This window comes from Spiroplasma eriocheiris (genome assembly GCF_001029265.1).
GTDB classification, from domain to species: domain Bacteria; phylum Bacillota_I; class Bacilli_A; order Mycoplasmatales; family Mycoplasmataceae; genus Spiroplasma; species Spiroplasma eriocheiris.
In genome coordinates this window covers 565,251-591,232 of sequence record NZ_CP011856.1, presented here as the reverse complement: position 1 = coordinate 591,232, position 25,982 = coordinate 565,251, and the positions used below count along the sequence as shown (strand labels likewise).

Annotated in this window: 24 protein-coding genes and 1 pseudogene; 1 reads left to right on the top strand and 24 read right to left on the bottom strand. The window is 30.2% G+C overall.

What is annotated here, in order from left to right; genetic code table 4:
- Nucleotides 1–138 precede the first annotated feature (138 nt).
- A pseudogene (locus tag SERIO_RS06885) lies at nt 139–849 on the bottom strand (B3/B4 domain-containing protein).
- A 307-nt stretch (nt 850–1,156) separates the two neighbouring features.
- Here SERIO_RS06885 and SERIO_RS02715 point away from each other — a divergent pair.
- On the top strand, nt 1,157–1,597 hold the full coding sequence (locus SERIO_RS02715) for a hypothetical protein (protein WP_047791366.1): 441 nt from the start codon (nt 1,157–1,159) through the stop codon (nt 1,595–1,597).
- Nucleotides 1,598–1,671: 74 nt separating this feature from the next.
- On the opposite strand, the gene SERIO_RS02710 is transcribed toward SERIO_RS02715, so the two are convergent.
- From SERIO_RS02710 to topA, 23 genes are all read right to left on the bottom strand, one after another.
- Nucleotides 1,672–2,868, bottom strand: coding sequence for a hypothetical protein (locus tag SERIO_RS02710; RefSeq protein ID WP_047791365.1), 1,197 nt, complete (start codon nt 2,866–2,868; stop codon nt 1,672–1,674).
- A 2-nt stretch (nt 2,869–2,870) separates the two neighbouring features.
- Entirely contained in the window at nt 2,871–3,968 is a 1,098-nt protein-coding gene (locus SERIO_RS02705; protein WP_047791364.1) for an aminopeptidase P family protein, read from the bottom strand.
- Between the two features lie 72 nt (nt 3,969–4,040).
- The gene (locus SERIO_RS02700; protein ID WP_047791363.1) at nt 4,041–5,828 is read right to left on the bottom strand and encodes a 1-deoxy-D-xylulose-5-phosphate synthase; all 1,788 of its coding nucleotides are present in this window, start codon (nt 5,826–5,828) and stop codon (nt 4,041–4,043) included.
- 20 nt (nt 5,829–5,848) lie between these two features.
- The gene (locus SERIO_RS02695) at nt 5,849–6,520 is read right to left on the bottom strand and encodes a hypothetical protein (RefSeq protein WP_047791362.1); all 672 of its coding nucleotides are present in this window, start codon (nt 6,518–6,520) and stop codon (nt 5,849–5,851) included.
- Nucleotides 6,520–6,741: an exodeoxyribonuclease VII small subunit gene (gene xseB, locus SERIO_RS02690; RefSeq protein WP_047791361.1), complete on the bottom strand. Its 222-nt coding sequence runs from the start codon at nt 6,739–6,741 to the stop codon at nt 6,520–6,522. Before xseB ends, SERIO_RS02695 begins: the two co-directional genes overlap by 1 nt.
- Nucleotides 6,741–8,021, bottom strand: a complete 1,281-nt coding sequence (gene xseA, locus SERIO_RS02685) for an exodeoxyribonuclease VII large subunit (protein WP_047791360.1) — start codon at nt 8,019–8,021, stop codon at nt 6,741–6,743. Before xseA ends, xseB begins: the two co-directional genes overlap by 1 nt.
- 101 nt (nt 8,022–8,122) lie before the next feature.
- Nucleotides 8,123–8,503 (bottom strand): transcription antitermination factor NusB, encoded by a 381-nt coding sequence (locus SERIO_RS02680; protein ID WP_047791359.1) that lies wholly within the window; start codon nt 8,501–8,503, stop codon nt 8,123–8,125.
- A 12-nt stretch (nt 8,504–8,515) separates the two neighbouring features.
- Nucleotides 8,516–9,172 carry a hypothetical protein gene (locus SERIO_RS02675; RefSeq protein ID WP_047791358.1) on the bottom strand — a complete coding sequence of 219 codons (657 nt, stop codon included), beginning with the start codon at nt 9,170–9,172 and terminating at the stop codon, nt 8,516–8,518.
- Nucleotides 9,173–9,292: 120 nt separating this feature from the next.
- Nucleotides 9,293–9,745 carry a hypothetical protein gene (locus tag SERIO_RS02670; protein ID WP_047791357.1) on the bottom strand — a complete coding sequence of 151 codons (453 nt, stop codon included), beginning with the start codon at nt 9,743–9,745 and terminating at the stop codon, nt 9,293–9,295.
- Nucleotides 9,746–9,900: 155 nt separating this feature from the next.
- Nucleotides 9,901–10,422 carry a hypothetical protein gene (locus tag SERIO_RS06455; RefSeq protein ID WP_053040819.1) on the bottom strand — a complete coding sequence of 174 codons (522 nt, stop codon included), beginning with the start codon at nt 10,420–10,422 and terminating at the stop codon, nt 9,901–9,903.
- Nucleotides 10,379–11,611 carry a hypothetical protein gene (locus tag SERIO_RS02665; protein WP_053040818.1) on the bottom strand — a complete coding sequence of 411 codons (1,233 nt, stop codon included), beginning with the start codon at nt 11,609–11,611 and terminating at the stop codon, nt 10,379–10,381. Before SERIO_RS02665 ends, SERIO_RS06455 begins: the two co-directional genes overlap by 44 nt.
- Before the next feature lie 184 nt (nt 11,612–11,795).
- The gene (locus tag SERIO_RS02660; protein ID WP_047791356.1) at nt 11,796–12,395 is read right to left on the bottom strand and encodes a hypothetical protein; all 600 of its coding nucleotides are present in this window, start codon (nt 12,393–12,395) and stop codon (nt 11,796–11,798) included.
- A gap of 48 nt (nt 12,396–12,443) precedes the next feature.
- Nucleotides 12,444–14,051 carry a hypothetical protein gene (locus SERIO_RS02655; RefSeq protein WP_079450784.1) on the bottom strand — a complete coding sequence of 536 codons (1,608 nt, stop codon included), beginning with the start codon at nt 14,049–14,051 and terminating at the stop codon, nt 12,444–12,446.
- A 221-nt stretch (nt 14,052–14,272) separates the two neighbouring features.
- Nucleotides 14,273–15,028, bottom strand: coding sequence for a hypothetical protein (locus SERIO_RS02650; protein WP_236682176.1), 756 nt, complete (start codon nt 15,026–15,028; stop codon nt 14,273–14,275).
- A gap of 222 nt (nt 15,029–15,250) precedes the next feature.
- Nucleotides 15,251–15,676: a Holliday junction resolvase RuvX gene (gene ruvX / locus SERIO_RS02645; RefSeq protein ID WP_047791353.1), complete on the bottom strand. Its 426-nt coding sequence runs from the start codon at nt 15,674–15,676 to the stop codon at nt 15,251–15,253.
- A complete protein-coding gene (gene alaS, locus SERIO_RS02640; RefSeq protein WP_047791352.1) occupies nt 15,669–18,413 on the bottom strand; it encodes an alanine--tRNA ligase in 2,745 nt (914 codons plus the stop codon). The genes ruvX and alaS overlap by 8 nt, the downstream gene beginning before the upstream one ends.
- Nucleotides 18,414–18,513: 100 nt before the next feature.
- On the bottom strand, nt 18,514–19,302 hold the full coding sequence (locus tag SERIO_RS02635; protein ID WP_047791351.1) for a hypothetical protein: 789 nt from the start codon (nt 19,300–19,302) through the stop codon (nt 18,514–18,516).
- 108 nt (nt 19,303–19,410) lie between these two features.
- The gene (locus SERIO_RS02630; protein ID WP_047791350.1) at nt 19,411–20,787 is read right to left on the bottom strand and encodes an NHL repeat-containing protein; all 1,377 of its coding nucleotides are present in this window, start codon (nt 20,785–20,787) and stop codon (nt 19,411–19,413) included.
- Between the two features lie 209 nt (nt 20,788–20,996).
- A complete protein-coding gene (gene mtnN / locus SERIO_RS02625) occupies nt 20,997–21,665 on the bottom strand; it encodes a 5'-methylthioadenosine/S-adenosylhomocysteine nucleosidase (RefSeq protein ID WP_047791349.1) in 669 nt (222 codons plus the stop codon).
- Between the two features lie 14 nt (nt 21,666–21,679).
- Entirely contained in the window at nt 21,680–22,780 is a 1,101-nt protein-coding gene (locus tag SERIO_RS02620) for a nicotinate-nucleotide adenylyltransferase (protein WP_047791348.1), read from the bottom strand.
- Between the two features lie 98 nt (nt 22,781–22,878).
- Nucleotides 22,879–23,613, bottom strand: a complete 735-nt coding sequence (locus tag SERIO_RS02615; RefSeq protein ID WP_047791347.1) for a hypothetical protein — start codon at nt 23,611–23,613, stop codon at nt 22,879–22,881.
- A gap of 80 nt (nt 23,614–23,693) precedes the next feature.
- Nucleotides 23,694–24,194, bottom strand: a complete 501-nt coding sequence (locus SERIO_RS02610; protein WP_047791346.1) for a hypothetical protein — start codon at nt 24,192–24,194, stop codon at nt 23,694–23,696.
- Between the two features lie 97 nt (nt 24,195–24,291).
- Entirely contained in the window at nt 24,292–25,956 is a 1,665-nt protein-coding gene (gene topA, locus SERIO_RS02605; protein WP_073797401.1) for a type I DNA topoisomerase, read from the bottom strand.
- Between the last annotated feature and the right edge of the window lie 26 nt (nt 25,957–25,982).

Genomic DNA, 25,982 nt, shown 5'->3' with positions numbered 1-25,982 from the left:
AAATTAAGCCTAATATCAAAATGAACTCTTTTTAGTATATCGTGGATTTTAATAAAAAGCAACTAATTTAAGAAAATTAGTAATTTTTATTGATAAATTATTAGGAAGAGACAATAGCATCATCTCTATCTTAAAAGGTTAATTTTCAATAATTGCTGTTGGATGATTACGATCTAAAATTTTAATTTCACAGTTTTCTTGCAAATTATTTATAATTAATGCTTGTAATTCTTGTAAAGCATTCATAAAATCTTTTTCCCGAGGAAATTCTAAAAATTCAAGGCATAATACCGCCGAAGTTGTTTGTTCGGTTAACATGGTACGGGTTGCTTCCCGTCAGTTTAGACAGCGACAAATTGCCCCTGCTTGATCCTTATAAACAATTTCCCCTTCATAAGGTGGTTCTTGTTATTCAGAACCTAAAGTAGTAAACTCCTCATTTCCGGTTGCTGTTGTCAATAACATATCCCCAACAATTTTAGCAATATCTTCACCCCCACAAGGCATTCCATATTTTAACGAAACCGAATTATAAATATCAACTAGCGGATTAATGGTTCTAATTGCATTATTATTTTTAACTCGTTTTAATAAAGCTTCAATGGAAGAACGAGCTCCCTTCTTAGTTTTAAATTGTTGATAGGCATCCCGTCAAGTTTTAATTACTGGGTTAGCCGTAAATTCTTCGGCACTAATATATTGTTGAGCGCTTTGTTGAGCAGCCTTTAACAACGCTTGGTACTGAGCGGTGTCATGAATATAATTATCAATGTTATGGGCAATTACTACCCCAATTTTAGCGGCTGGAAATATTGCTCAAAAATCATCTTTAATAATTATTTTCTTCATATATGATTCTCCTTTGGAATTTGTAAATATTTATTAATATAACTTTTAATTCTAGCTCTAAAAAGCTATCCTTATTATTTTACTAATAAAATATTACAAATTAAAGAAATCTTTCTTAAATTAACGATTATAATAAATTTTTTTTATTTTTTAGACCTTTTAAAAGTTTATAACTAATAAGAAAAAATCTAACATTCTAAAAATCACAAGCATATAATGAGAGTGAGGGTAAATAAATTATTTACTTTCACTTAATAATAGAAAAAACTATTAAAAAGCATATTTTAACTTAAAGGAGGTTTTTATCATGAAAATCTTATTATCATTAATTAGTTCTGCGGCAATTGTGGGGGGAACAAGTGGGGTTTTAGCTCCTATTAACCATCACAATATTGTCAATAAAAACTTAGGAGAAATTCCAGCATTTAACCAAACTGTTATTAATGCTGTTAAAAACGAAGTCACTGCCGATTTTATGATGTATCAACCAAAACCAGATGTTAGTCATGCTAAAATTGTTGTAATTACTCCCCAAAACTTTACATCTAATTTTGTAAAATCATTTGTTGATTTTGCTGGCACAACCCACACTGGAACATTATGACAAGTTCAAATGGTAATCCAAGTAACATATGTGATCCATGAAGAATCACCAGTAACAATTACTATTAATGGTGAATTTGCTTACTATGACGCAATTGCGCAACATGCCTACACTAATATTCCATGATCAAATTACATTTTATAATTTTAATAATAAATCCCTAAATACGCGAAAATAAAAAAATCTATCAAAATGATAGATTTTTTTATTGCAGAGGCCTAATCTTTTTTTAAGATTGTTTTAACTGTTCCGTTAATCCGGTCTTTAATTGTTAACTCATACATTGTGGTATTATTAAGCGTTGTTTTCTTAACATCAATAATTTTATGTTCAATCCCATTGTCAAAAATAAAATCACCAACTGCATAATGAGTAACCATCTGAGTAGCATTAGAATCCTCATCATTATTAAAATCAAAACGATTAACATTTAACCCTACACTAGTTTCTTCACGGTCATTGTCATCAAAGGTTAATTCGACAGTCGGACTATTGTCAAAGGCAACTGATGGTTTTTCTTCTAACTCTGCTTTAATTTTTTTCCGATCAAAAATTGAAGATAATGATAAGGTATTTTCTGGTTCTAAAAATTGGTTAGTTGGAAATGATTCAACATATTTTTCATCCCGTTTTGGCATAATATATTCCTGCGGTTGAACCAAACTAGTTGGCCGTTGGAGCGGCTGATCATTTTCAACAGGACGATGATTTACTGCGGGACTTACTTCTTTGTGCTGTAATTTTGTTTTTAGCTCATCTAATTGTTGAAGATTATTTTCTAATTCCAACTTATCATTTCCCGGTTCACTATGCGTGGTCGGGATCCGTTTTGGTGTTTTTAAACCAGTATATTTTTTTAATGCTTTAATATCGCTATGTAATTTAATTAAATAATCTTGGATCTGGTTCATATTATCTTTTAAAGCACTTAGGACCTGGTCATGTTCTGCGATAAGTTCATCATGTTTATTATCAGGAGTTGGCACTGATGTTATTTTTTCAACCAGCGTTCCTTGCGGCAATGGTTTTTGAGCGAGTACTCTGCTTAATAATAGAATAGCAAAGATTCCCCCACAACATGGCCCAATAATTAACATAAAAATTGTTCCAATTTGGTATTCCAAAATTGCTTGATTGGTATAAGGAGGTAAAACAATGCCGCCATTCACAGTTTCACTGATTTGTAAATGAAAAATTGCCTGGAAACCAGTTGCTAATAAGGCAAAGGGGTCCGAAAACTTTACTTCATAAATAATATTATGATGTCATTGTTGTAAAACATAATTGGGATCAGCGGTTAACGATAATAATTGACTTCCCCCAATTCCTAGTAAAATTAATGCAATAATAAAACTAGCAATTGTTAAAAAGAAAGTTGTTAATAAAAAGGCTTTACTAAGAAAGAACTTTTTCATTTTTAAACTAAAACTAATTCTCTCTGCGCTTCTGTTAAAAGCTGATGACCATCTTCGGTAACTAGAATATCATCTTCAATCCGCACCCCACCCAGGTCAGGAATGTAAATCCCTGGTTCCACGGTAATTACCATCCCTGGCTTTAAGGGAACATTACAAAATGGTGATACCCGTGGAAACTCATGAACTTCAATTCCTAACCCATGACCAGTTGAATGGGTAAAATATTCCCCATAACCTTTTTCTATAATATAATTACGACAAATATCATCAATTTCTTTGGTAGTTACCCCCGGCTTAATAGCGGCAATTCCTAATTTTTGGACTTGATAAACAACATCATAAATTTCTAACATTTTTGCACTAGGTTGTCCTAAGCCAATTGTTCTAGTGGTATCTGAACAATATCCTTGGTAAATACAACCAAAATCAATCGTTACTAATTCATTATTATTAATAACTTTGTCCGAAGCTTTCCCATGGGGGAGCGCCCCGCGAATTCCTGAAGCAACAATTGTTTCAAAACTAGGTTGTTCAGCACCCATTTCAATAAAGGTGTTTAAAATAATTTGTTCAACTTCCCGTTCAGTCATCCCAACCGTAATTTTTTTAATAACATTTGCAATGGCACTATCACCAATTGCACAAGCTTTTTTGATTAAGTTAACTTCCTCATTATCTTTAATTGCTCGTAATTCGGTAAAATCAACTGGTTTTAAAGTAACATCTCCTAACGCTTTATCAATCATTTGGTAGTGACTATAAACTAAAAAATCACTTTCAAAAGCAAGGCTTTTAACCTGGTGTTTTGTAAGGGCTTTACTTAGGGTTCCAAAAAAACCATTGGCATTATTGGTTGCCATTAGTTCAACTCGAGTCACATTTTTGGCGTGTTCTTTTCCCGCTGTGATGTAGCGACCATCTAAAAATAAAATTGACTCATCTTTAGTATATAATAAGTACCCTTCCGATGAAGCAAATTTAGAAAACCACAGACGGTTAACGGGAGAATGAAATAAAATTCCTTCAACATTGTGCTGCGTTAAATAGTTATTTAAAATTGCATTGCAATCTAATTTAATATTGATAAATTTTTGCATTGTTCCTACTCCTTTATTCTTATTTATATTACCTTAATTAAACCTTAATTATAAAATAAAGCAACCAGATAATTAAAGATTTCCGAAATTTTCTTTGATAACATCATCGGGATTGAGCGGATTTTTAGTTAATAAACCATGCTCATAAGCATAATGTTTGATATTTCTTAAGTCAAGATTAGGAAAGGTATTAATAATATTACTAAATAGCCCTCCTTGTTTAACAACCTCTTCATAAATAATAATTTGATGATATTGATGGGCAATAATTTCTTGCATCATCTTTTCATCAATTGGATTAATAAAACGGGCATTAACTAAATTAACTTTTGCTGCTAATTGTTTATTCATAATTAATTTTTTAAAATGCTCAACATTATTCCCATAAGTGATAATAATGTATTGCGCATTTGGAGAAGACAAGTAATATTCTCATTCCCCAATCTTAAACGAAGTCGGGGTAGTATTATAAGTAATCCCCATTTTAGGATAACGAATAAAAAACGGATCATAGTCATTAGCTAGTGCTAGCTGCAACATTTGGTTAAAATCTGCCCCATTAGCCGGTTGCGCAATAATGGCAAATCCCCCCATACTATTTAAAAAACTAATATCATACACCCCGTGGTGACTCACCCCATCCGCTAAACTTAAACTAGCCCGGTCAATTAAAAAGATTACCGGTAAGTGATTGCGAACAACATCATGTAAAATTTCATCATAAGCTCGTTGTAAAAAAGTTGAATACATACTAACAATAACTTTGTGATGGTCAAGCGCAAACCCACTGGCTAAAGTGACCCCGTGTTCTTCAGCAATCCCCACATCAATAAAATAATCTTTATTTTCATTCATAAACTCTTCTAAATATAAAGAAGATTGCATTGCGGCGGAAATTAAATAAAATTTTTGATCTTGAAAAACTTTTTGGAGATGTTGCGCCACATAATAGCTTCATTCGCTTTCTGGTTTGGTGGCTAAACTATAAGAATGACAACTTTCTGAACCAGTCGGATTTTCTTCTTGATAGCCCTTTCCTTTTTTGGTATTAACATGAACAAGGACACTGCCCTTTGCTTTTTTAGCATTTTTTAAAGCCCGGGTTAATTTACGAAAGTTATGACCATCAATTTTTCCAATATAGTCTAAATTAAAACCAGCAAATAGCCCCGGAATCGCAAACCGGTGAATTAGTTTTTCAACTAATAAATGACATAAATATAGTAAGGTAAAGGGTGGAATATAACGAGTCACTTTTGAAATTTTTGCCATCATTTTATAAAATCAACTAGCGCGAAATTTACTAATTGTGGTATGTAAAATACTAATGTTTTTTGAAATACTCATTTCGTTATCATTTAAAATGATAATAACTTTGTTAGCAATTGTCCCTAAATGGTTTAATGCTTCAAAAGTTAACCCATTGGTAAATGCAGCATCCCCAATAATACAAACAATATTTTGATACTGAGGATTATAACTATATGCAATTGCAGTTGAAAGTGCCGTTCCCGCATGGCCATTGGCCAGATAATCATATTTACTTTCCTGGGGCGATTGAAAAGCACTTAGCCCATGCGGTAAGCGAATTGTACTAAACTGTTCCTTTCGATCAGTTAAAATTTTATAAGGATATGTTTGGTGACCAGTATCAAATAAAATTAAATCATTATTATCAATATCAAAAGATTTTAATAAACTAATTGTTAATTCAACGGTTCCTAAGTTACTTGCTAAGTGGCCACCATTTTTCTTGACAGTTGTAATAATGGTGGTTCGTAAATCTTCAGCAAGTTCGGATAGTTCTTTGGCGCTCAAGGTTTTCAAATCATAATGATTATGATAATCTTTTAATTTCATTTCCTTCTTATCCTTTCTAATTAGTATTTTTGTAAAAAATAGTTATTATATTGAATAAAATAATTAAAATAAACCGGGGTAATATCAGCAATGGCATAATGACACTGGGAAGTTACTAATAATTTAACCTTATAAACTTCAACATTTTTAGTATCATTTAACATTTTTTTAATAACATTTAAATTAATTAGCATTACTAATAAATACCCATATTCATAATAAAGTTCCCCCTGGGGATGATCTAAAAAAGGTTGGTAAAAAACATTCGCAATTTCAGCATATAAAAGATGATATGGATAATATGGTTTTACCCGGTGGTGATGATGATCAATTGTGCCAAACAATTCTGTTTCATAATTAATATTTAAGCGGTGGAGAATAATCTGCTCTGCTAATTTATTAATTGCTTGTAAAATTTCTTTCCCCTGTTTTTGAACTTTCTGACGTTTAATATAATGCATATGATAGTAGATTAAAATTAGTTTAATCAGAATAATACTATCAAAATAATCTTTCTCAACTCGATTATTTAACCGCAATAAATAAACATAATTCTTAATGATAATATCTTTCCTATCAAAAGTTGTAAAATATTTAAAAACTGCACGATTTAAATTTAATTCTAATAGTTTTTTAATAATTTTACGATTGTTTCTTTTAACTCACCCTTGGTGTTCAAAAATTTGCCCCATTATTCGTCGTCAACTTTAAAATCTGTCGTTTTATTATCATTAACAATTTTAGTCACCTTATCTTTGATATCTTGGAGTTTAATTTCTGCTTGTTTTGTCAATTGAATTCCCGTTTCAAAGGCATTAATTGCCTGGTCGATTGGTAATTCATTTTTTTCTAATTCATTAACAATATTTTTTAATTCAGTTAGAATGTCTTCAAATGATTTTTTAGGTTCCATTATTTCCCCTCCTCTTTAATATTAGTAACTTGTGAATAAACAAGCCCATCACTTAACCTTGTTATTATTTTATCACCATTCTTAACTTGCGATGTTGATAATAAAATCTGTTGTTTGCTATCATAAGTCACACTATAACCCCGCGTTAAAGTTTTTAAAGGACTTAATAAATCTAATTTAGCAATTAAATTATTTTTATGGTGAGTTAAGGTTAGTAAATAATTTTGGATAATTGTTAATAGTTTCTGGTGATAATAACTAACTTGGTTAAGGTTATAATTAATAAAATTATCGGTGATTTGGTTAAACTTATGCCTTAAAACTTGGTAGTTATGAAATCGTTTTTCGTATAAAGCTTGGGGGGTTGTTAACCAGTAGTTATTTTTTAAATTATTTAAAGTAACTTGGTAATTATCAACTTTATTTTTAATTAAAGTAATTAAAGTTTTATATTGCTGGTGAAGATAAGTTAGTAATTCCTTTTGATCAGGAGTTGCTAACTCAGCAGCGGCCGTGGGGGTTGGTGCACGTAAATCTGCGACAAAATCCGCAATCGTAAAATCAATTTCATGGCCAACAGAAGAAATTATCGGAATTGGACATTGGTAAATTGCCTGGGCCACTTCGAATTCATTAAAAGCTCACAAGTCTTCGATACTTCCCCCACCACGACCAACAATTAAAGTATCTAATGGCACGGTAAAGTTTTGCGCCGCTATAATCTTTGCTTTAATATCATATTTAGCCTCTTTTCCTTGTACTAAACAAGGAAACAAATAAATATTAGTTTGGGGAAAGCGTCGATGAATAGTAGTAATAATATCGCGAATGGCGGCCCCAGTTGGGGCGGTAATAACCCCAATATTACGGGGAAATTTAGGGATTGGTTTTTTAATTGCTTGAGCAAACCATCCTTTTTGTTCTAAGGTTTGTTTTAATTGTTCATATTGTAAAAATAAATCACCAATGCCATCTAAACTAATATTCACAACTTGCAAACTATATGTTCCTTGCGGTTCGTATAGTTTGACTGTTCCTACCGCAATGATTTTTAACCCTTCTTTTAACTTAAATTTTAAATTTTTTGCATTAAAAGAAAACATAATTGCGCGCAGTTGGGACTTTTCATCCTTAATCGTAAAATAAATATGTCCCGAAGAATGATTAGTAATGTTGGAAATCTCGCCTTGCACAGAAATATTAACTAAATTATGATCTTGCTCAATAATACTTTTGATATAAGTATTAATTTCAGAAACTTTAAAAATATTACTTCCCATGATTCTCACCTTACATTTTCTCTTAATCATTATATAGTTTTTTTCTTTAAATTATTACTATTTTTATGATTTTAACATAATAAAAAAACCTGCCAGAGGTTTTATACTTGATCAAGAACTTTATTAAGATAACTATAATCTTCATCTTCACCATATTTTTTAACAATTTCCAGAGCTTCATTAATTACAATTGCCCGGGAAGTGTGTAATTTTTTAATTTCATACACGCTATACACTAAGACGGCTTTATGATAATTACTTAACCGGTCAAATACCCACCCTGGTTTTAAGTTTTGGTTAATATTCGCGATAATTTGTTCTAAATGATCAAGAATTTCAATAACTTTGTTAATTTCCGCTTCGGTGCGCACACTTTGGGAAAAATCAAATGCTTCCTGCTTTGTTTGACTAATTGAATTATTTAAAACAAAGTGTCGATATAATAAATTGATAATATCAATTCGAATTTCACGTTGAGTCATTACTAGCTCCTTCTATATAAAATGATACAAACTATATCAAAAATGACGATCATATTTTTTATTAACAGCATTGGCACGGGCGGTCAACTGGTGATGTAAATATAAGATACTCTCATCTGATATTTTATCATAAGTTTGCTCATCGATTTGTTCAATTTGCTGAATCACATCAAATCAAGAATGGTTAGTTAAATTTAAATATCGAATGTTATGATTATTTCCCCAATTATTAAAAGTTAATTCATAACGAGTATCAATAATTAAAAAGTTAATGGTGCAAACAGCCAAAAATTGTTTTGCGTTTAATAATTTTAAAACCCGGTTAATCATAAATTGTTGGGTAACAATTGGTGAGGTGATTGTTTTATTATTAAAATTTCAATATGGCTGGTGAATATCAACTGTTAACGGCGATGATAACTTTTTATACTTCAGAAAGTATAAATTTTTGCGGGTTAAAACAATCCGGTCAAAAAAATAAGTTAAATGGTATTTTTCATCATAAAACGCCACATTTTTAAAATACCATAAATAATTAACTTGTTGTAAATATTTTTTCATAACACGATCTAGTGGTGAATAGTTTTGCTTACAAAACTCTTCTTTTCATGTGAGCGGAGGTAATGATAATTTTGCCCGAATCTTAGTTAATTTTTTTGTTGTTTTCAAAGACCATCATTGCTCCTGTTCGTTTAAAATATTTTCTTATGGTAATTATATCAAAAAAGACCCCTAACTTAAATGACCGTAGTGCAGGAATTAACAAAGAAAAAAGGTTCTGTGAACCTATTATTTATTATTTTTACGAATAATTTTAAAAAGTGGTTTTTTCTTTTGAGAAAATTCAGCTTCCTCTTCATCTAATAAGCGTTGAAGTAAATCGTCATTATACTCACGGGTTAATTCTTCTTGGACCGGAAAATTTTGATCAACTACTCTAATATGGGTATTATTAACAATTAAAGGGTGATCAATATCACTGGCCGGAATAATATTAACATCGGTTGAATGTAAGTATAATAATTTACCTTCTAACTTAACATTTGATAATAACAAACATTCATTTTTTTTGACCAAAAATTCCCCTAGTTGATCTTCTGTATAAATTGGATATGCTAAATAATTATGATTATCTTCTTGGTTATTAAATAATAATTTGCTTTTACTTCCCCGATGAATTGAAATAATTTGACCATTTTTTAAAACATATAAGTAACCATTTTTAATTTCACTCTGTTCCAATGTCAGCCCCCCAAATTCACTTTAATTATACCTAATTTTTTAAAAAAGTATAAAAAAATATCATAATTTTTCTTGAAAATTCCTGAAAATTTATCTTAAATCTACTAAAATTTTGCACTAAAATTAAAAAAGCACTGCTTGGCAATAACTTTTTGTTATTTTTTAGCACGTGCTTCTTGGGTTAATTTTGCTTGTGTTCGTAAGGATGCGATTAATAAATCACGATTTTCCTTAATCTCTTCGCGGATTCGTAATAAATCCTGAAATTCTTTTTGTTTTTTAATAAAATCTTCAATATTAGCTTTCGTTGTTTTATTTTTTAATAATTGCTTATTTAATAAACGAATTTCAATGTGTTGTTTCTGATTTAATAACATTACATGGCGCCGTAAGATTGCTGTTGATTCATCCCGGTTTGCTAAAATTCGTTCTTGTAATTCCGCATCAGTTGTTTTAATTGCTTTTGATAAATTGATTGCCCGGTTAAAATCCGCGAGTTCTTGGGATAGTTGGCGGTTATAACCTTGTTCATATTGCATTTTAACATTCATTAAATACTGTGTCATCCGTTGTTCATAAGCTAAGCGTTGATCAAGATTTGGTTTTTTAGTTTCATCAAACTGATGATTATAATTAGCTTTTTTTATAACGGTCTTTCGCAATTTGCGCTTGTTCATGTTCTCATTCTTCATCCACTGAGGGTGACAAGATTTGATCATCACTAGTAATTTCTGCAAATTGTTTTTTCGAACGGTTATTTTTACCCGCCAATTGTTGACGTAAAGAATTTAACTGCTCTTGTTCCTCGGGAGTAAGTTTTTGGAATTTCCCTTTTGTTTCTAAACGTAAAATAACACGTTCTTCAATTGATAAATCATCGGTTTCGCTACGAATAATTTTAACCGGCGTTGGTTTGGGTGGAGCTGGTGCTTTGGGCAAGAATTCCCCAGGTGTCAACTCTGATTTCTTTTGCATAATTAACCGAACCAGAATTTCTTCATCATTTTTTTCAATTTCAATTTTTTCTTCTGGATTAATAACAAAATCAACCACAGATAATCCGTTTCGCTTAATTTGGGTAATTTGTTCAGAAAAAACTGGTCGTAATTCTCTTTTAATTTCCGTTGTTTCTTCTAACTCATGGCGGCGAATAATTGGTTTTTTAACTGGATCATTTGATAAAATAACATTAGAATTTAACTTGTTTTTAACACTGCTAGTATCAAGACTACTTCATGATGAGTATACATCACCTGGTTTCAAAATTTCATTATCATCAACCGGTGGTTTAATTAGGTTAACTGGTTTTTTATTTGCAATTGGTTTGGCAGTAGTTTTTTCAAGGGCAGTCGGTTTAACTGCTTTTGATGTTTTAAGTTTCGGTTGTGGTGTACTTGCTTTTTTTACCGTTGCTTTTTTGGGCGCGGCAGTTTTTGCTGTTGAAACTTTAGAAACAGGTGATTTAGTTTTTGGTGCTGATTTTGGTTTGGCAGCTTTTTGCACAACTGCCTTTGCAACTACTGGTTCAACAACTGGCGTTGCGGCAGGTGGTTCTGATTTTTCAGTTAGTTCCCGATAATCGCGGTTAATGAACTGACTTTTATTACGCGCCTTTTCCCAATGACTTTTATCATTTAAGCGAATCACCCCTGGTTTTTTAACACTACCCACTTCTTGTTGATATTGTTTTAATAATGCTTTATACTCTTCACTATCCTTGTCCATCTGTCCTAATAAAACTTTAATTGTTGCTGGTGTAATTTTCTTTTCTACTAATTCATCAGTGTTTCGATCTGGATTAATAATGTTTCCATAACTAACTCTTGATGTTACAATTGATTCTTCATTCATCTTGTCTTTTGCCATTTGTTTTACCCCTATCTTGAATATCTGCCTATTCTGTATGTCTCCATATAATTATATAAAATTTTCAAAACTTTTTAAATACTTTTTAATAAAAACTTGATTTTTAAGATATTTTATTTATAATATTATTTTATAAATTTTTAATTCATAATTGTGAAAATAAAAGGATGATAAATTATCCTGATTACCATTTTGATTTTGGACCTTTGCGATTGCGAACCCGAATTTTTTTTGTTTTCGGTGGTTTATTAACAACTACTGGTACTGGTGGAACTGGTGGGCGATTATACATTTGATGCTCGTCATATAAGGAACGCGCAATTTCACGCATTAAGACTGTTCCATAGTTATCATCATTATCATGTTCATCATCAATTTTTGCTAAATCAATTTGTGGTGTGGTTTTTAATTCATCATCAATCTTTACATCAGCATTTAACATTTTTTTGTTTACTTTTGGTAATTTCCCTGCTGTTTTCTTTAACTGTTCTAAATATTCAGCACGCTTAGCTAATTCTTGTAAGCGAAATTGTTGAATTTGGTGTAATTTTGCTTGCTGAGATAATTTGGAAGAATGCAGTTTTTTATCTTCTGATTTTTTTAACGCCAGTAATAACTCCCGTTGGGTTTGTTCATCCATTTGCTTTGCTCATAATTCTTTTTCTTTTGCTCATTCTAAAGCAACTCCGGGGCGTTTTGTAGGATCAATATCACTAGAAGTAATTACTTCGTCAAAATATTTACTAATTAATGTTTGTGTATCTTCGTCATGTGGATGTTTCATCCTAGTCAACTCCTTTGCTGACCAAGGCAATGTTAATAAAAGTTTATTTTAGTCTTGGTTTTTATTTTCATATTTTGCTACTAAAATTTGTGGCAATGGTTGGTCAACAGGTGGTTTTTTGTGTTTTCGACTTAATTTTTTTTGTAACTTTTGTTCTTTTTTAATATTTTTACTAATTAATTTTTCTTTATATTGTTTTTCTGCTAAAATTGATGCTCTGCGTCGTTCGATTGCTTTTAACTCATTAGGATGATAACCAGCCGTTGTATATTTAATGGCGGTTAAGTCAAACTCTAAATTTGGACGTTTAGATTCATCATAATAATTAATACCATAATCTTTTAATTTTTTATTGGATTGTAAAACTAATTTTTCCTCGGCAACGGTTTGTTTTTTATTTTGGAGTTTGGTATCAATTTTAGCGCTGGCCTTTTTTTCATTTTCCTCGCTAAGGTTAAAAAAATTTTCACCATATTTTAGTTTTTTAAGATTTGGTCGTTTCTTAGGATCAATATCAGAAATATAAATTTCTTCTTTTAAAACTTTTTTCCGTTTTGGTTTCGTTTTTTTAACAGGTTCTGCTTGACCTTCATTTGCAGGTGGCGTTGGTTTTACCACGACCGGTCGTAGGGACGGCTTTGGTTGCGGTGGTGTTTTTGGTTCAATAATCTTTGCCGACTGCGCTAGTGGATTAATCTGACTAGTAATATCATTTGGTAAAAAGAATTCTGTGGATAATAATTTAACAATTGGTTGGTCATCAGGAATATAATTTTTAATAACTTTATCCCCGACATTAACTTTACGACCTAAACCTCATTCTTGCACAGTATCTTTTAAACGTTTGCGGTGTTCCAAAATATGATCAGGATTTTTACGTGGTTTTGGCTTATTAGTTGCTTGTTTTTTGGCCACTGAGTCCATATATTTTTTTCATTCTTCAGCATTTGAGTTTCGTTTTGATAATAAATTTAATTGTGATTTACTTAAATTTAACTGGTCCCTAATTTCTTCAATTGATTTAGGTTTGGTATTTTGCACTTTTGTTAAATCATTTTCCGGGCGATAACCTTCCCGCGGGGCATTATTATATAAATTAGCTCTTGGCTCTTTATTATTGCGACGCTTTAGTAATTCTAATTGGGTTTTATTTAACCCTCATGTTCGTGAATTTTCTTTTACTTTTTCATTAAATAACTGTAACTTATTTTCTTCGTTAGGTTCAATAATTTCATCTGCTAAGATTAGATCGTCATTATTAGGTCCGCGTTGAACATCACGTTGACTTAGTAATTTTTTTTGTGTGGCATTTAGTCCTAATTCCGAAGGACTATTAATAACAACTGATTCTTCTTTTTCAACATTATTAATTGTTTTATTTTTTCAAAGCTCAGCTGGTGAAGTATTTCGCTTATCCAAGAGTGTTTTTTGGGTTGCGGATAGTCCTAAGATATCACTGTTAAAAGGATTATTTTTTGCTTTCGCAACAACTTTCTGCGCCGAATCTTGTTCTTCAACACGATAACCCTTAATTTCCCGGTTTGGAAATAATTCTTTGGGATCTGTTAATTTCCGTTTTTTTAATAATTCTAGTTGTGTACGGTTAAGTCCTAAATTATTAGGTCCTTTTTTCCCCTTTGTCTTTGAATTACTCATCTGTGCTGCCCCCATTGACCATTTTAATTCATTCTCTTAAATTATATCATTTTTTGATTGATTTTAGTATAAAAACTTGTATAATATACTGTTATTATTTATTAATTAATAGCCTTACTTAAATGATTAATATAAGTATACTCCTATTTTTAGCAAATTATCATCATTTATCAAGATAAAAATAAAAAAGTAAATTTACATTTACTTTAATCGTATTCTTCCTAATTATTCAATAACTTTTTGGGTTTTGTGGGACCTGCTTCATGCGGACCAGAGTTTCGTAAATTACTTAAATAATTTAGACCTGTGGCAAGAACGATAATTCCCACAAATAATGCACTTACTCCTAAAATTACTAGTGGGTAACCAACCACGCGGGGATCTAATTGTTCATATGGGAACGGGGTAAATACTGCCTGATTTTGTGGGGGGAATGATATTAACATTATGGCTCTTAACAAAACATAAAATAAATAAATTGCTAAGTGGATCGTGTTATATCAACTATATTTTTTAAAATAATCCTTACTATTAATTATTGGTGTAGTAAAAATAAAATAAAACCCAATAATTAATAACGGGGTTACCATGTGTTCAAAAACAGATTTGATAATCTTATACCAAGTATTAAAACCAACAACATTGGTTGAAACTAATAAAGTTACATTATATAAAATAAAAGCTAAAACATTTAAAGCAGTAATTCGCGTTAAATTATTTTTTCCTGTAATTCAACTTGGCATATTGTTAGTGTGAATATTAATTCAATTAAACAATCCATATGCAAATGTTGCTAACGAAATTCACACGGATAAGTAAATAGACTGGTTAATAATTGAAAAATCAAAATTAGTTGTATAATCACCATATTGCGGATTAGGTTGGATGGTCGAAAAAATTAAATCTAAGAAAACACATAGCAATGGAACAATTGTAAATCAAACATAGAAACCATATTTAAGATAACTTTTTTTCATTAGCATACTCCTAAACTTTTGTAATACCATTACTGATATTAATTTTATTTTAAATATTAGTGCACAATATTATCTTAATTTTCCGCGGAATAATTTTTGCATCGCTATTTTTTCATAGTCTTATCAATAACATTATCAACAGACTAAGTTAATTATACAAAAAAAAAAAAAAAAGAAATTCAATAAATTATTTTAAATTAAAATAACATCTTCGATAAGATGTTATTTTTGATTACTTAAATAAGTTTCTAAAATTAATTGGGCAGCTAAACTATCTTTTTTTTGCTTACGCTTAGCACGCGATAAATTAGCTTCTAGCATAATTTGGTGAGATTGGTGGGTTGTTAAGCGTTCATCTACTAAAATAATCGGAATTATCAAATCACCTAATTTTGTTTTTAAAATTTTAATAAATTCTTCAACCATTTCAGCGCGAGGACCAATGGTATTATTCATATTTTTAGGATAGCCAACAATCAAATGACTAAAGTTTTCTGTTGTAATTAAATTAACAACTTGAATAGCTGCTTGCAAAAAATCACCTTCAGGAAAACGAAGCACTCCCCGGGGAGTTGCAATAACTCCGCGCGAACTTGCTAATCCAATTGTTTTACTACCAACATCAAGGGCTAAATAATAATTATTCATCAAGATAAGTAAATAAGTTTTCCATAATGGTTAGCATCATCGTTTTATTTTTAAATCCAGATTGGGCGACACTAGGGTTACCCCCACCATTTCCTTCAATCAGTGGATTTAATTTTTTGACAATATTCCCCGCTTGGTATTGGGTTTGCAGATCTTTAGAAACTCCAACGACTAGTTTGTAATCATCCTGGTGATGAAAATCCACAAAAAATACTAGAAGGTTGTCATATTTTGCTTTATAGTTATCAACCAATGCTTTTAAAGTTGCTAAATCAATTTCAACATTAAAACGATGATAAAGCACATTAATATTATTTATTGTTGTAACTGATAAATCTTGATATTGGGTTAGGTGTTCTTGCATGCGGAAATTAGCATATTTTTTATTTCATTGTTTATATTGTTCTTTAAATACTAAAATTAAATCTTTTAGCTGTTTTAAGTGTTCTTTTGAAACGGCTAAATCATTAATTTGATTTCATAAGCTTTCTAAGTTTTCATCTGGTAAGTTTTCTTTGCCTTGATTATACTTATCAATTAATACCATTACCTCATTTTTTATTTTTAAAAATTCATCATTTAAATAAGCTGCAATTGTTTTATGACTAGTAATGGCATGAACACGATAAGTCCCAGCTCCTTTTGATTCAACCCCGGTTACCATTAAATCTTCCACTTCTTGGGAGTTAGCAACATGCGTTCCCCCACATAATTCACAAGAATAAGTTCCAAAACGAACAATCCGTACAATTTCATCATATTTTTCGGTAAAGAAGGCCAACGCATGATATTTATTAAGCGCTTCATCCATATTAGTATAAATAACCTCACAAGGAATTGCTGCTTTAATTGCTTGACTAACCGAAGCTTCAACTTTGCTAATTTCTTCACTGGTAATATTTTGATTATGGGTAATATCAATTCTTAACCGTTCTTCATCATTATAAGAACCAGTTTGCATGGCGTGGGTTCCTAATACTTCTCTTAACGCGGCATGCAATAAATGGGTTCCCGAGTGATTTTTACGGGTGTAAAAACGTTTGTCCTTATCAATTAAGGCATTCACTTCCGCCCCTAATTTAATTGTGCCATTAACAATAACATGGTGAATATTTTGTTTATTAGGACCTTGCTGTACATCAACAACTTGGATTGTCGCATTGGCACTAGTAATAATTCCGTGGTCTGCTGCTTGCCCTCCTTTTTCAGCATAAAATGGAGTACGATTTAAAATTAAATAACCTTCCTGATCACTTAACACTTTTACTTCTTGGTTATGAGCAAACATAAAGACAACTTTAGCATCTTTAACTTCTTCAACTTCATAGCCAACAAACTCACTAGCAACATCTAACTTAGTAAATAATTCATTTTGCAAATGCATTGCTTTAATATTTTTTCGATTAGTGCGTGATAAGTCTTTTGCCTGTTCTAACAGTTGGTAGAATCCAGCACTATCAACCTTAATATTATTATCTGCAGCTTCTTCTTCAATTAATTCAATTGGAAAACCATAACTTTCAAATAATTTAAAGGCATTTTCCTTGCTAATTTCCCCATATTTTTCCTTTAACTCATTAAATAACTTACTTCCTTGTTCTAAAGTATTTAAAAACTTAACTTCTTCATCTTTAATAGCTTGGGTAATAATTTCTTGTTTAGCAATTAAATAATCATAAAACGGAACCATGGCGTTAATAACTTCTATTACTAGTAAATATAAAAATGGTTGGTTAATCCCTAGTTTTTTACCATATAAACTAGCACGGCGGATTAAACGACGAATAACATAACCACGATCCTTGTTACTAGGAAAGACCCCATCAGCAATGGCAAAAGTTGCGGCACGAATATGATCAGCAATTACTTTAAAAGCGGTATTAATTTTTGTTTGTTCACTTGGTTCTTTTCAAAAATCACTAGGATCATATTGATATTTATTACTAATAATTTTTTCTGTGGCCTTAATGATTGGTAAAAATAAGTCAGTTTCAAAATTAGTTGGGGTTTCTTGAATAATAGAAGTAATTCGTTCTAAACCAGCACCAGTATCAATATTTTTACGGGGTAATTCACTATAAGTACCATCCCCATTATTATTAAATTGTGAAAAGACAATATTTCACACTTCTAAATAGCGATCATTTTCAATATCTTCTTTTAATAAGCGTAGCCCAACATGTTGGGGGTCATATTTTTCTCCGCGGTCATAAAAAATTTCAGTATTTGGTCCACAGGGCCCTTCACCAATTTCCCAAAAATTAGTATCTTTGCCTCCCTTAATAATTCTGTCATCACTTAAACCAATAATATCTTTTCAAATATGATAAGCTTCTTCATCTTCTTCATAAATTGTAATATACAATTTCGCAGGATCAAAACCAATTCATTGGGGAGAAGTTAAAAACTCTCAAGCAAATTCAATTGCTTCTTTTTTAAAATAATCGCCAATTGAAAAATTGCCCAACATTTCAAATAAGGTATGATGACGAGCAGTATGTCCAACATTTTCAATATCATTAGTACGAATTGATTTTTGGGAGTTAGTTAATCTTTTTGCCGGGGGAGTTTTGCGCCCATCAAAATAAGGTTTTAATGTGGCTACTCCTGAATTAATCCATAATAATGAGGGATCATCAACAGGAATTAAAGAAGCAGGTTTTAATTCATAGTGGTCTTTTGATTTAAAAAAATCCAACCATAATTGTCTAATTTCAGTTGAAGTAAGTTTTCGCATTAATGTTATCCTTCCTAATTAATATCATTTCTTAAAGTCAATTGAATTATAGCATATCAAAAAATAAAATACTGTTTAAATCAATTAAACAGTATCGTTTTTAACGACTATTTTGATAGTCATCTGACAAATCTTTAATATTTAAAATAATTGCTCTTTTCTTTGCTAAGTTTTCAGCTGATTTTTTTGCTGCTTTTAACTGATGAAATTCACTAGAAAATACTTCATAAAATTTTTCTAAATCATTATTTTCAATATTAATTTTATAAGTATCTTGGTAAATTTTTATTTTTCTTCAGTTAGTTTCCATTGCATCACTAAGTGATTGCATTTTTTTAAAATATTCATCAGATTGAAATAGTGGGAGCTCATTTACTAATCCTTCATAAATAAATTCCATAAAATTTAAAGCTTTTTGCATTAATTCAATTTTATTTTTTCAAACATTTTTTGTAAAATTTTCAGACATTTCATCATTAAAATTAAGATCTGAATTATTTTTATACATTTTGATTAAACTAGATGATAAATCATCATAAATCTTAAAATAATTATCTAAAAAGACCTCTAAAGTTTGAGTTAGTTTAAGATTACAAACTTGCTGATATTTTTGCAATCCCAATTGGGAATTATATTTATTTTCAATAGCGATAATTTTTTGATAAAATTCTTTTTGAAAATCATTTTTTCAATTATTTGTTTTGTCTGAATTCTCTACACCTAATGCTGCTGCCATTTTATTTTTTCCCTGAACTCAAGCTTCAGGCATCGTAGTATTAAAATCTTTGTCTTCACGATTAGTAAAATTATTAATTAATTTGGTATAGCTATCAAACTTATATTTTAATTGTAAAAATGTCATTAATGGTGTCATCGATGGGTTTGCCATATTTTTTTTCCTTTCTAATAAAATAATAATTAAATAGAAAAAACCTAACAAAAAAATGTTAGGCACTTTAAGTACTCAATTATTATTCCTTTAATTATACTTAAAAAATTATTTTTCAACAACATTATGTCAAATTTTATTAGTATTTTTACTATACACATAAATATTATTATTTTGATCAAGAAATATTTGGGGATCCGGATAGTTTAAACTAGCAATTTTAGTAACTGTTCCACTTAAATCACCCATTCAAATATTCCCCTGGGCCGATGCTCCATACCAATGGTTTTGATGATCAATTACAATTAAATTAATATTTTCACTTAACTTGGCTAGCGGTTTGAAATTTGCATTGGTATCTCCAACATATAATTCTTTACTATTAGTAGCAACATATAAATGGTTATTAGTATCAATATTCAAAGCACTAATTCCTTTTAAAGTCCCTAAGGGTTGAGGTTGGACCCCAACACCTTTTTTAAATAAACTTCCTTCTCCAGAAGCAATATATACATTGGCATCATCATCGGCAACAATATAATTAATCCCAAACGCATCACTAAATTGAGTTACTAAGTTTAGCGAAGAATTATTGGCATTAATTGTTCAAACTTTATGATTAAGATCACTTAAATAAATATTTTTATTTTTTGTTAAGACAAAATTAATAACTTTATCAGTAAAATTAGAAACTTTTGTTTCATGAGTTAAGTCTTGTAAATCATAATTTCAAATTTCATCAATATTATTGTTGGTAGTATGCTTAACAACAAATAATTTATTATCTTGATTAATTCCCAACGCCCCAATATTATCAACATCTAGAAAGGAATTAAATTTATTTGTTGTATTATTTTTTCAAATTTTACTATCTTTGGTCAGTACATATAAATTATTTTGGCGATCACTTGTAATTCCCCAGACCTCTTGTTGAAAACTACTATATTCTTGTAAAGTAATAACCGGGTTATTTCTAATTCCGACCTGATCAGGTCGGAAGAAAAATCACCATACTAGACCCCCACTGGCGGCTAAGATTAAAATTATCACTAAAATTCAAATTACAACTCATTTTTTATATTGTTTTTTAGGAACAATTGTATTAGGATCAAAATCTATCTTATTAAATTTCGAAGGCACTGTTAATGATGGGATTTTTAAAACCGGATCGCGATGAGGCTCTTTGGAGTTATTAATCGAATGGTGACGAACATTTAACGGTTGGGAAATATTATTCTTAATATGCTGCGTATGGTTCTTAATAAGAAATAATCCACAAATGGTTTTATCACAATAAAAAATAGCTAATGGTTCTCCAAAATTCTTTGATTGTTGTTTCAAAATCGGATCATTAAAATTAATTAATTTTAAATTTTGCAAATTAAAATTTGGATTGTTTAGTCTCAGATTAATAAGTACTTTTTTAACATTATTACAACAGCGTGGACATAAACCTTGATAACCATCAACAAATAAATTTCCCATATTGCCTCCAAAAATAATTATTTCTATTTTATAAAGTCATTGGTAGTAATTTAATATTATGTTACTATGGTAATATTGTAATAAAGTCTTAAATAAATTAATTTTATTGTATTAATTATATAAAAAGATTACTTATTTAGCAAGATAGTTGCTTAAAATCGTCAAAAAATATTATGATATTATATTATTTAACCCTTTACTAATTGTCACTAAATCTGCATTAATTGTAAAACAAAATCTTTGATAAGAATACTAGCATATTTTAGATTTTCTTTAAATTGGCTAGTTGATGCTGTTGGATTATGAAGGTAATCACTAATAACTTTGATTGATAACATCGGGATATTAAATTTATAAGCTGTTTGAAAAAAAGCAGTACCTTCCATATCAACAATATCAATTAAATTATTAAAATTTGTTTGGAAATATTCAAAATGATGTTGTTGATCAATAAAAATATCGCTTGTTCCTAAGACTACTTTTCGCAGATTTTCATCATCTTTGGTAATTTGGTTAATTAATTGATGGTCACTGGTAAAAAATGGCGGTTCCTGGGGAATCTGACCTTTTTGATAACCAAATTCACTGGCATCAGCATAAGTATATAACGCTTTTTCAACAATTAATAATTCAAAAATTTTATACTCAGGTTTTAAACTACCCACAGTTCCAATATTATATATATTTTTAATGGCATAGTCATTAATTAAGGTTGTTAGAGCAATGGCTGCATTTACTTGACCAATTTGTGAAATGGCAAATAATCATGTTCCCTTTTGAAATAATTTAATATGGTCATATTTAATAATTTCACTTGGTTTAATAGTATCTAACAGCACTTGCATTTCTTCTTGCATTGCACCAATTACTAAATTCATTCTCTTTTTCTCCTCTATTGCTCAGTAATTCAAGCTTTGTATGTTTTTAAAATATTAGTCCCTAAATTATCAACGCCATGTTTTTGGCTCGCAATCTCATATTGACGTTTTAACATCTCTTTAAAAGTTAAGGTTAAATCCTTATTAGCTAACTTTCGTAGCTCTTCCACCCCAGGATAATTACGTTCAGCACTAATTTTATCCGCAATAAAAATTAACATTTCAAAGGGGGTCATTTTGGGATGGCCAACCGTATGCCATTTCACAGCATTTAAAATTTCTTCATCTGTAAATAACAAATCATATTTTAAATGTAAAAACCCGGTATAAGAATGCCAAGTAGGCACTGGTTCGCTTAAACCTTCTGGTCAATATTTTATTAGCATATCACGTTGGCGCTCTTCACTTCAACGTTTGGTAACATCATGAAAAGTTCCTGCAATTAAAGCTTTATGGTCATCTAAATGATGAATGATTGCTAATTCTTGGGCTTTTTTACCAACATTTAAACAATGAAGATAACGTTTTTCATCCATTTGGTCCCGAATTCGTTCTTCTAAATATAATAAGTGATCATTAATGTAATTATTAATAGCTGGTAATTGTAAATCTAAATTTTTTCCTTCCCGAACCAGGGTACTTGATAAATGCGTATTATTTTTAAAAGGGACACTAATGGCCTCGTATTTAGTTAAAATGTCAGGAGTAACATCTTGGTGATTACGTTCAAAAATAATAAAAGTTTGTAGTTTTACTAATTCATTAATATTATTTCATTTATCTAAACTAGCTAATTGGTCAGAACCAATCATAAAATAAAATTGGTTAGTTGGATCTTGTTCATGCAAAGTCTTTACAGTTTGGTAAGTAATGCTAGGAGCATTATTTTTTAATTCTAAATCATTAATTTTAACATAGTCTAAACCTTGAATAGCAAGTTTAATCATATTTAAGCGATCAGTAATTGGTGATAATTTTCGTGTTTTAAAAGGGTTTTGATTAGTAGGGATAATTCAAACTTCTTGAATATCACAATGTTCCTTAACTAATTTTATCATTTTTAAATGATCACTATGAAATGGATCAAAACTTCCACCAAATAATGCTATTTTCATTATGTTTTTTTCTCCCTTGTTATTATCATTACTAATTTATTTTATCTTAATAATAAAAAAACACTACCAAAATGTAATGTTTTTTTCAATATTTTTAATTATTCATTATTATTTTTAATCCCTAATTCTTTTAAAACATCTTCAACGGTATCTTTTAAAATTTTGCGAAATTGGGCAATTGATAACGTAATTGTAATATTATCATTTTCATTTTTTAACAAATCTTCCTGGTTAGAATCAGCAATTGGTGTCGTTTTATTATGAGAAGGATTTTTTTTCTTTTGGAACACCTTTTCTCCCGATGGTAAAATTACTACTTCTTCCCCTAATTCATCATCTACCGTATTAACCACAATTTCTTCACCATCCGCATCTAAGGTTAACTTATCATCATCACGGCGTGAGGTTTTAATCCGATTCATAATATAATCCATCCGGTCATTAAAATTACGTTCTTTAATCCGGTTTAGTAATTGTTGAAATTCATTGGGCTGGGTTTGGGAGCTATCGCGCAGTTTTTTTAAGTTTTCCAACCGTTCTATCAAATTATCATGTTCATTTAAACCGGGTTCATTTTTTAACTCATTAATTTTTGAACGAGCATTTTGCAAAATTGCATAGATATTACCTTCTGGAGGGCTGTTTGGAGATAAAACTTCACTATCTTGGAGGTTATCTGCAACAACTAGTGGTTCTTGTAGGGGTTCATCTTGCACTAATTCATCAGTTAATTGAATGCCACTTACTGATTCAATATCATCATCATAACTCAGATGATTTTCTAAATTAATTGCTAAATCTTCGCTTGGTGGTGTTTTCTTTTTTCGTGCCATATTCTAATCCTCATTTTCATTAACTCTTTTAAATTATATAATAATTTTAAAATTTTAGGAAATGTTATCTTTCAAAGGCTTTAGTTAGGTAGTTTTATACTTTGGCGGAAGAAGCATAACGCACAAACTACTAGAAAACAAGAAATTGTATCAAAACATACCGAGGTAATGGTTCCCCACCAAGAAACATATTCATTAAAAGTTAACGGAAATAATGTGATTAAACTAACTGCCCCAAAGATTAATCCACCAATCCCAAAGATAAAACTTAATAAGTCGCACCGAAAGGCTCAACGTTCATACTGATGACCAAGACTTTGTGTATTTTGCATTGTTGTTTTTTGTAAATTATATAATTTGGTTCCTGACCGGTAAGCACCAAAAGCGCTTAAAACACTTAAACTATCAAAAAAGATTGATAACAAGGTAAAAATAAAGGAGTGTGTATCTCTAACTTTTTCGTTTGGATTTCAAAATGGCTCTAATGAAATTGCGCTTAGACTCCCAAACATAATTCCAAAAAAACCAAAAATAAAACTTAAAATATCAGATCAGATAATTTTGTCTTTGAGTTTTTTCATAGTAAATAGCCTCTGCTTTGTAAATGTTAACATAACCAAGATTATATTATTTTAAATTTAAAAGTAAATCACCAATATTTTGCCGAAAAACTATTAATTAAAAGCGGTCACGAAATAATTGTTTAATTTTTTTATTAAATGTTAACCAAAAATCAATTAAATAATCTTTAGAATCTAATTTTCCTTCCGCAATTTGGTCTAATACCTTTTCCATATTAGCAGTATAGTATTCATCAATAATACTTTGATATGCTTTTTCTAAATAATCAATGGTTTTAATCCCTTGTGCAGTTGGTTCATAAGCTTTTTTGTTTAAGGTAACATATTCACGAGTTCGCAAAATTTTAAAAATGGTTGCATAGGTAGCCGGACGGCCAATCCCAAGTTCCTCTAAAACTTTAATTAAACTTGCTTCAGTAAATAATGGTTCTGGTTTCGTAAATGATTGTTTTGGCAAAATTTCATCAAATTTAATTTCACTCCCAATTTGATAAGTATTATTACTAGTTAATAATTCTTCTTCATCTTCTGCTTTATCATCTATTAATTTTTTAACTCCCATAAAAGAAATAATTCCGGTTGCTAAAGTAAATTCATACTTATCTTTATTAAGAATAGTAACTATTGTACGATCGATTAGTGCCGGCGCCATTAATGATCCTAAGGTATATTCTCAAATTAATTTATAAATATTATATTGTTCTTTTGGCAAATGTTCTTTGGCTCAAATTAAATCATGCTTTAAATTAGTTGGTCGGATTGCTTCATGGGCATCCTGGACATTTAACTTACTTTTTTGTTTTTTAGTTGTTGTTAATAAATATTCTGGTCCAAATTTATTTGTTAAATAAGTTTGGGCTATTCTAATAAAATCATCATTTAACCGGGTTGAATCCGTTCGGGGGTAAGAAATTATTCCTTGTTCATATAAAGTCTGTAAGATTTTAGTTACCGTTTCAGTAGGATAGTCATATTTACTATTTGCTTTCTGTAAAACTGTCGAAGTGATTAAGGGACTAACTCCCTTACTTTTTGATGGCTTCCGAATAATATTAATAATTTTACTAGTGGGAGCGAGATCAGTAATAATATTATTCACCATTTGTTGAGAAGAAATTGTTTTTTCTACTTTATTATTATTAATCTTTGTTAGTTCAAATTGATCTTGGCGATGAAGTCCATAAAGATTTCAATATTCGACTGGTTTAAAATTCTGATGTTCAAAATAACGCTTGACAATTAATTTTAAAGCCACTGATTGTACCCGACCAGCTGATTTGGAATCAATTTTTACTTTTAATAAATTAGACAACCGAAAACCTAATAATCGATCTAAGATCCTTCGTGTTTCTTGGGCTTTAACAAGATTCATATCAACTTTTGTTTTATTAGCAATCGCATTGATAACTGCCGGCTCGGTAATTTCATTAAAAATTAACCGATAACTCTTTGATTTGCACCGTAAAAGTTCTTGCAAACTATAGGCAATAGCTTCTCCTTCCCGGTCGGGGTCAGTTGCTAAATAAACTTGTTCGGCAGTGTTTGCAAACTCTTTTAACTTGTTGATAATCTCAACCCGGTCTGAAATTGGTTGATATCTTGGCTTCATAGTTTCTAAATCAATTCCCAAATAATAGTCACCATCAGTTTTTAATTCTCGTAAATGTCCTCCGGTTGCTCAAACAATATAATCTTTTCCTAAAAAACTTTGGACTTTTTTAGCTTTGGCGGGAGCCTCCATAATTACTAATATTTTAGCCATTATTGCATCCTCCTATCTTAAATTTT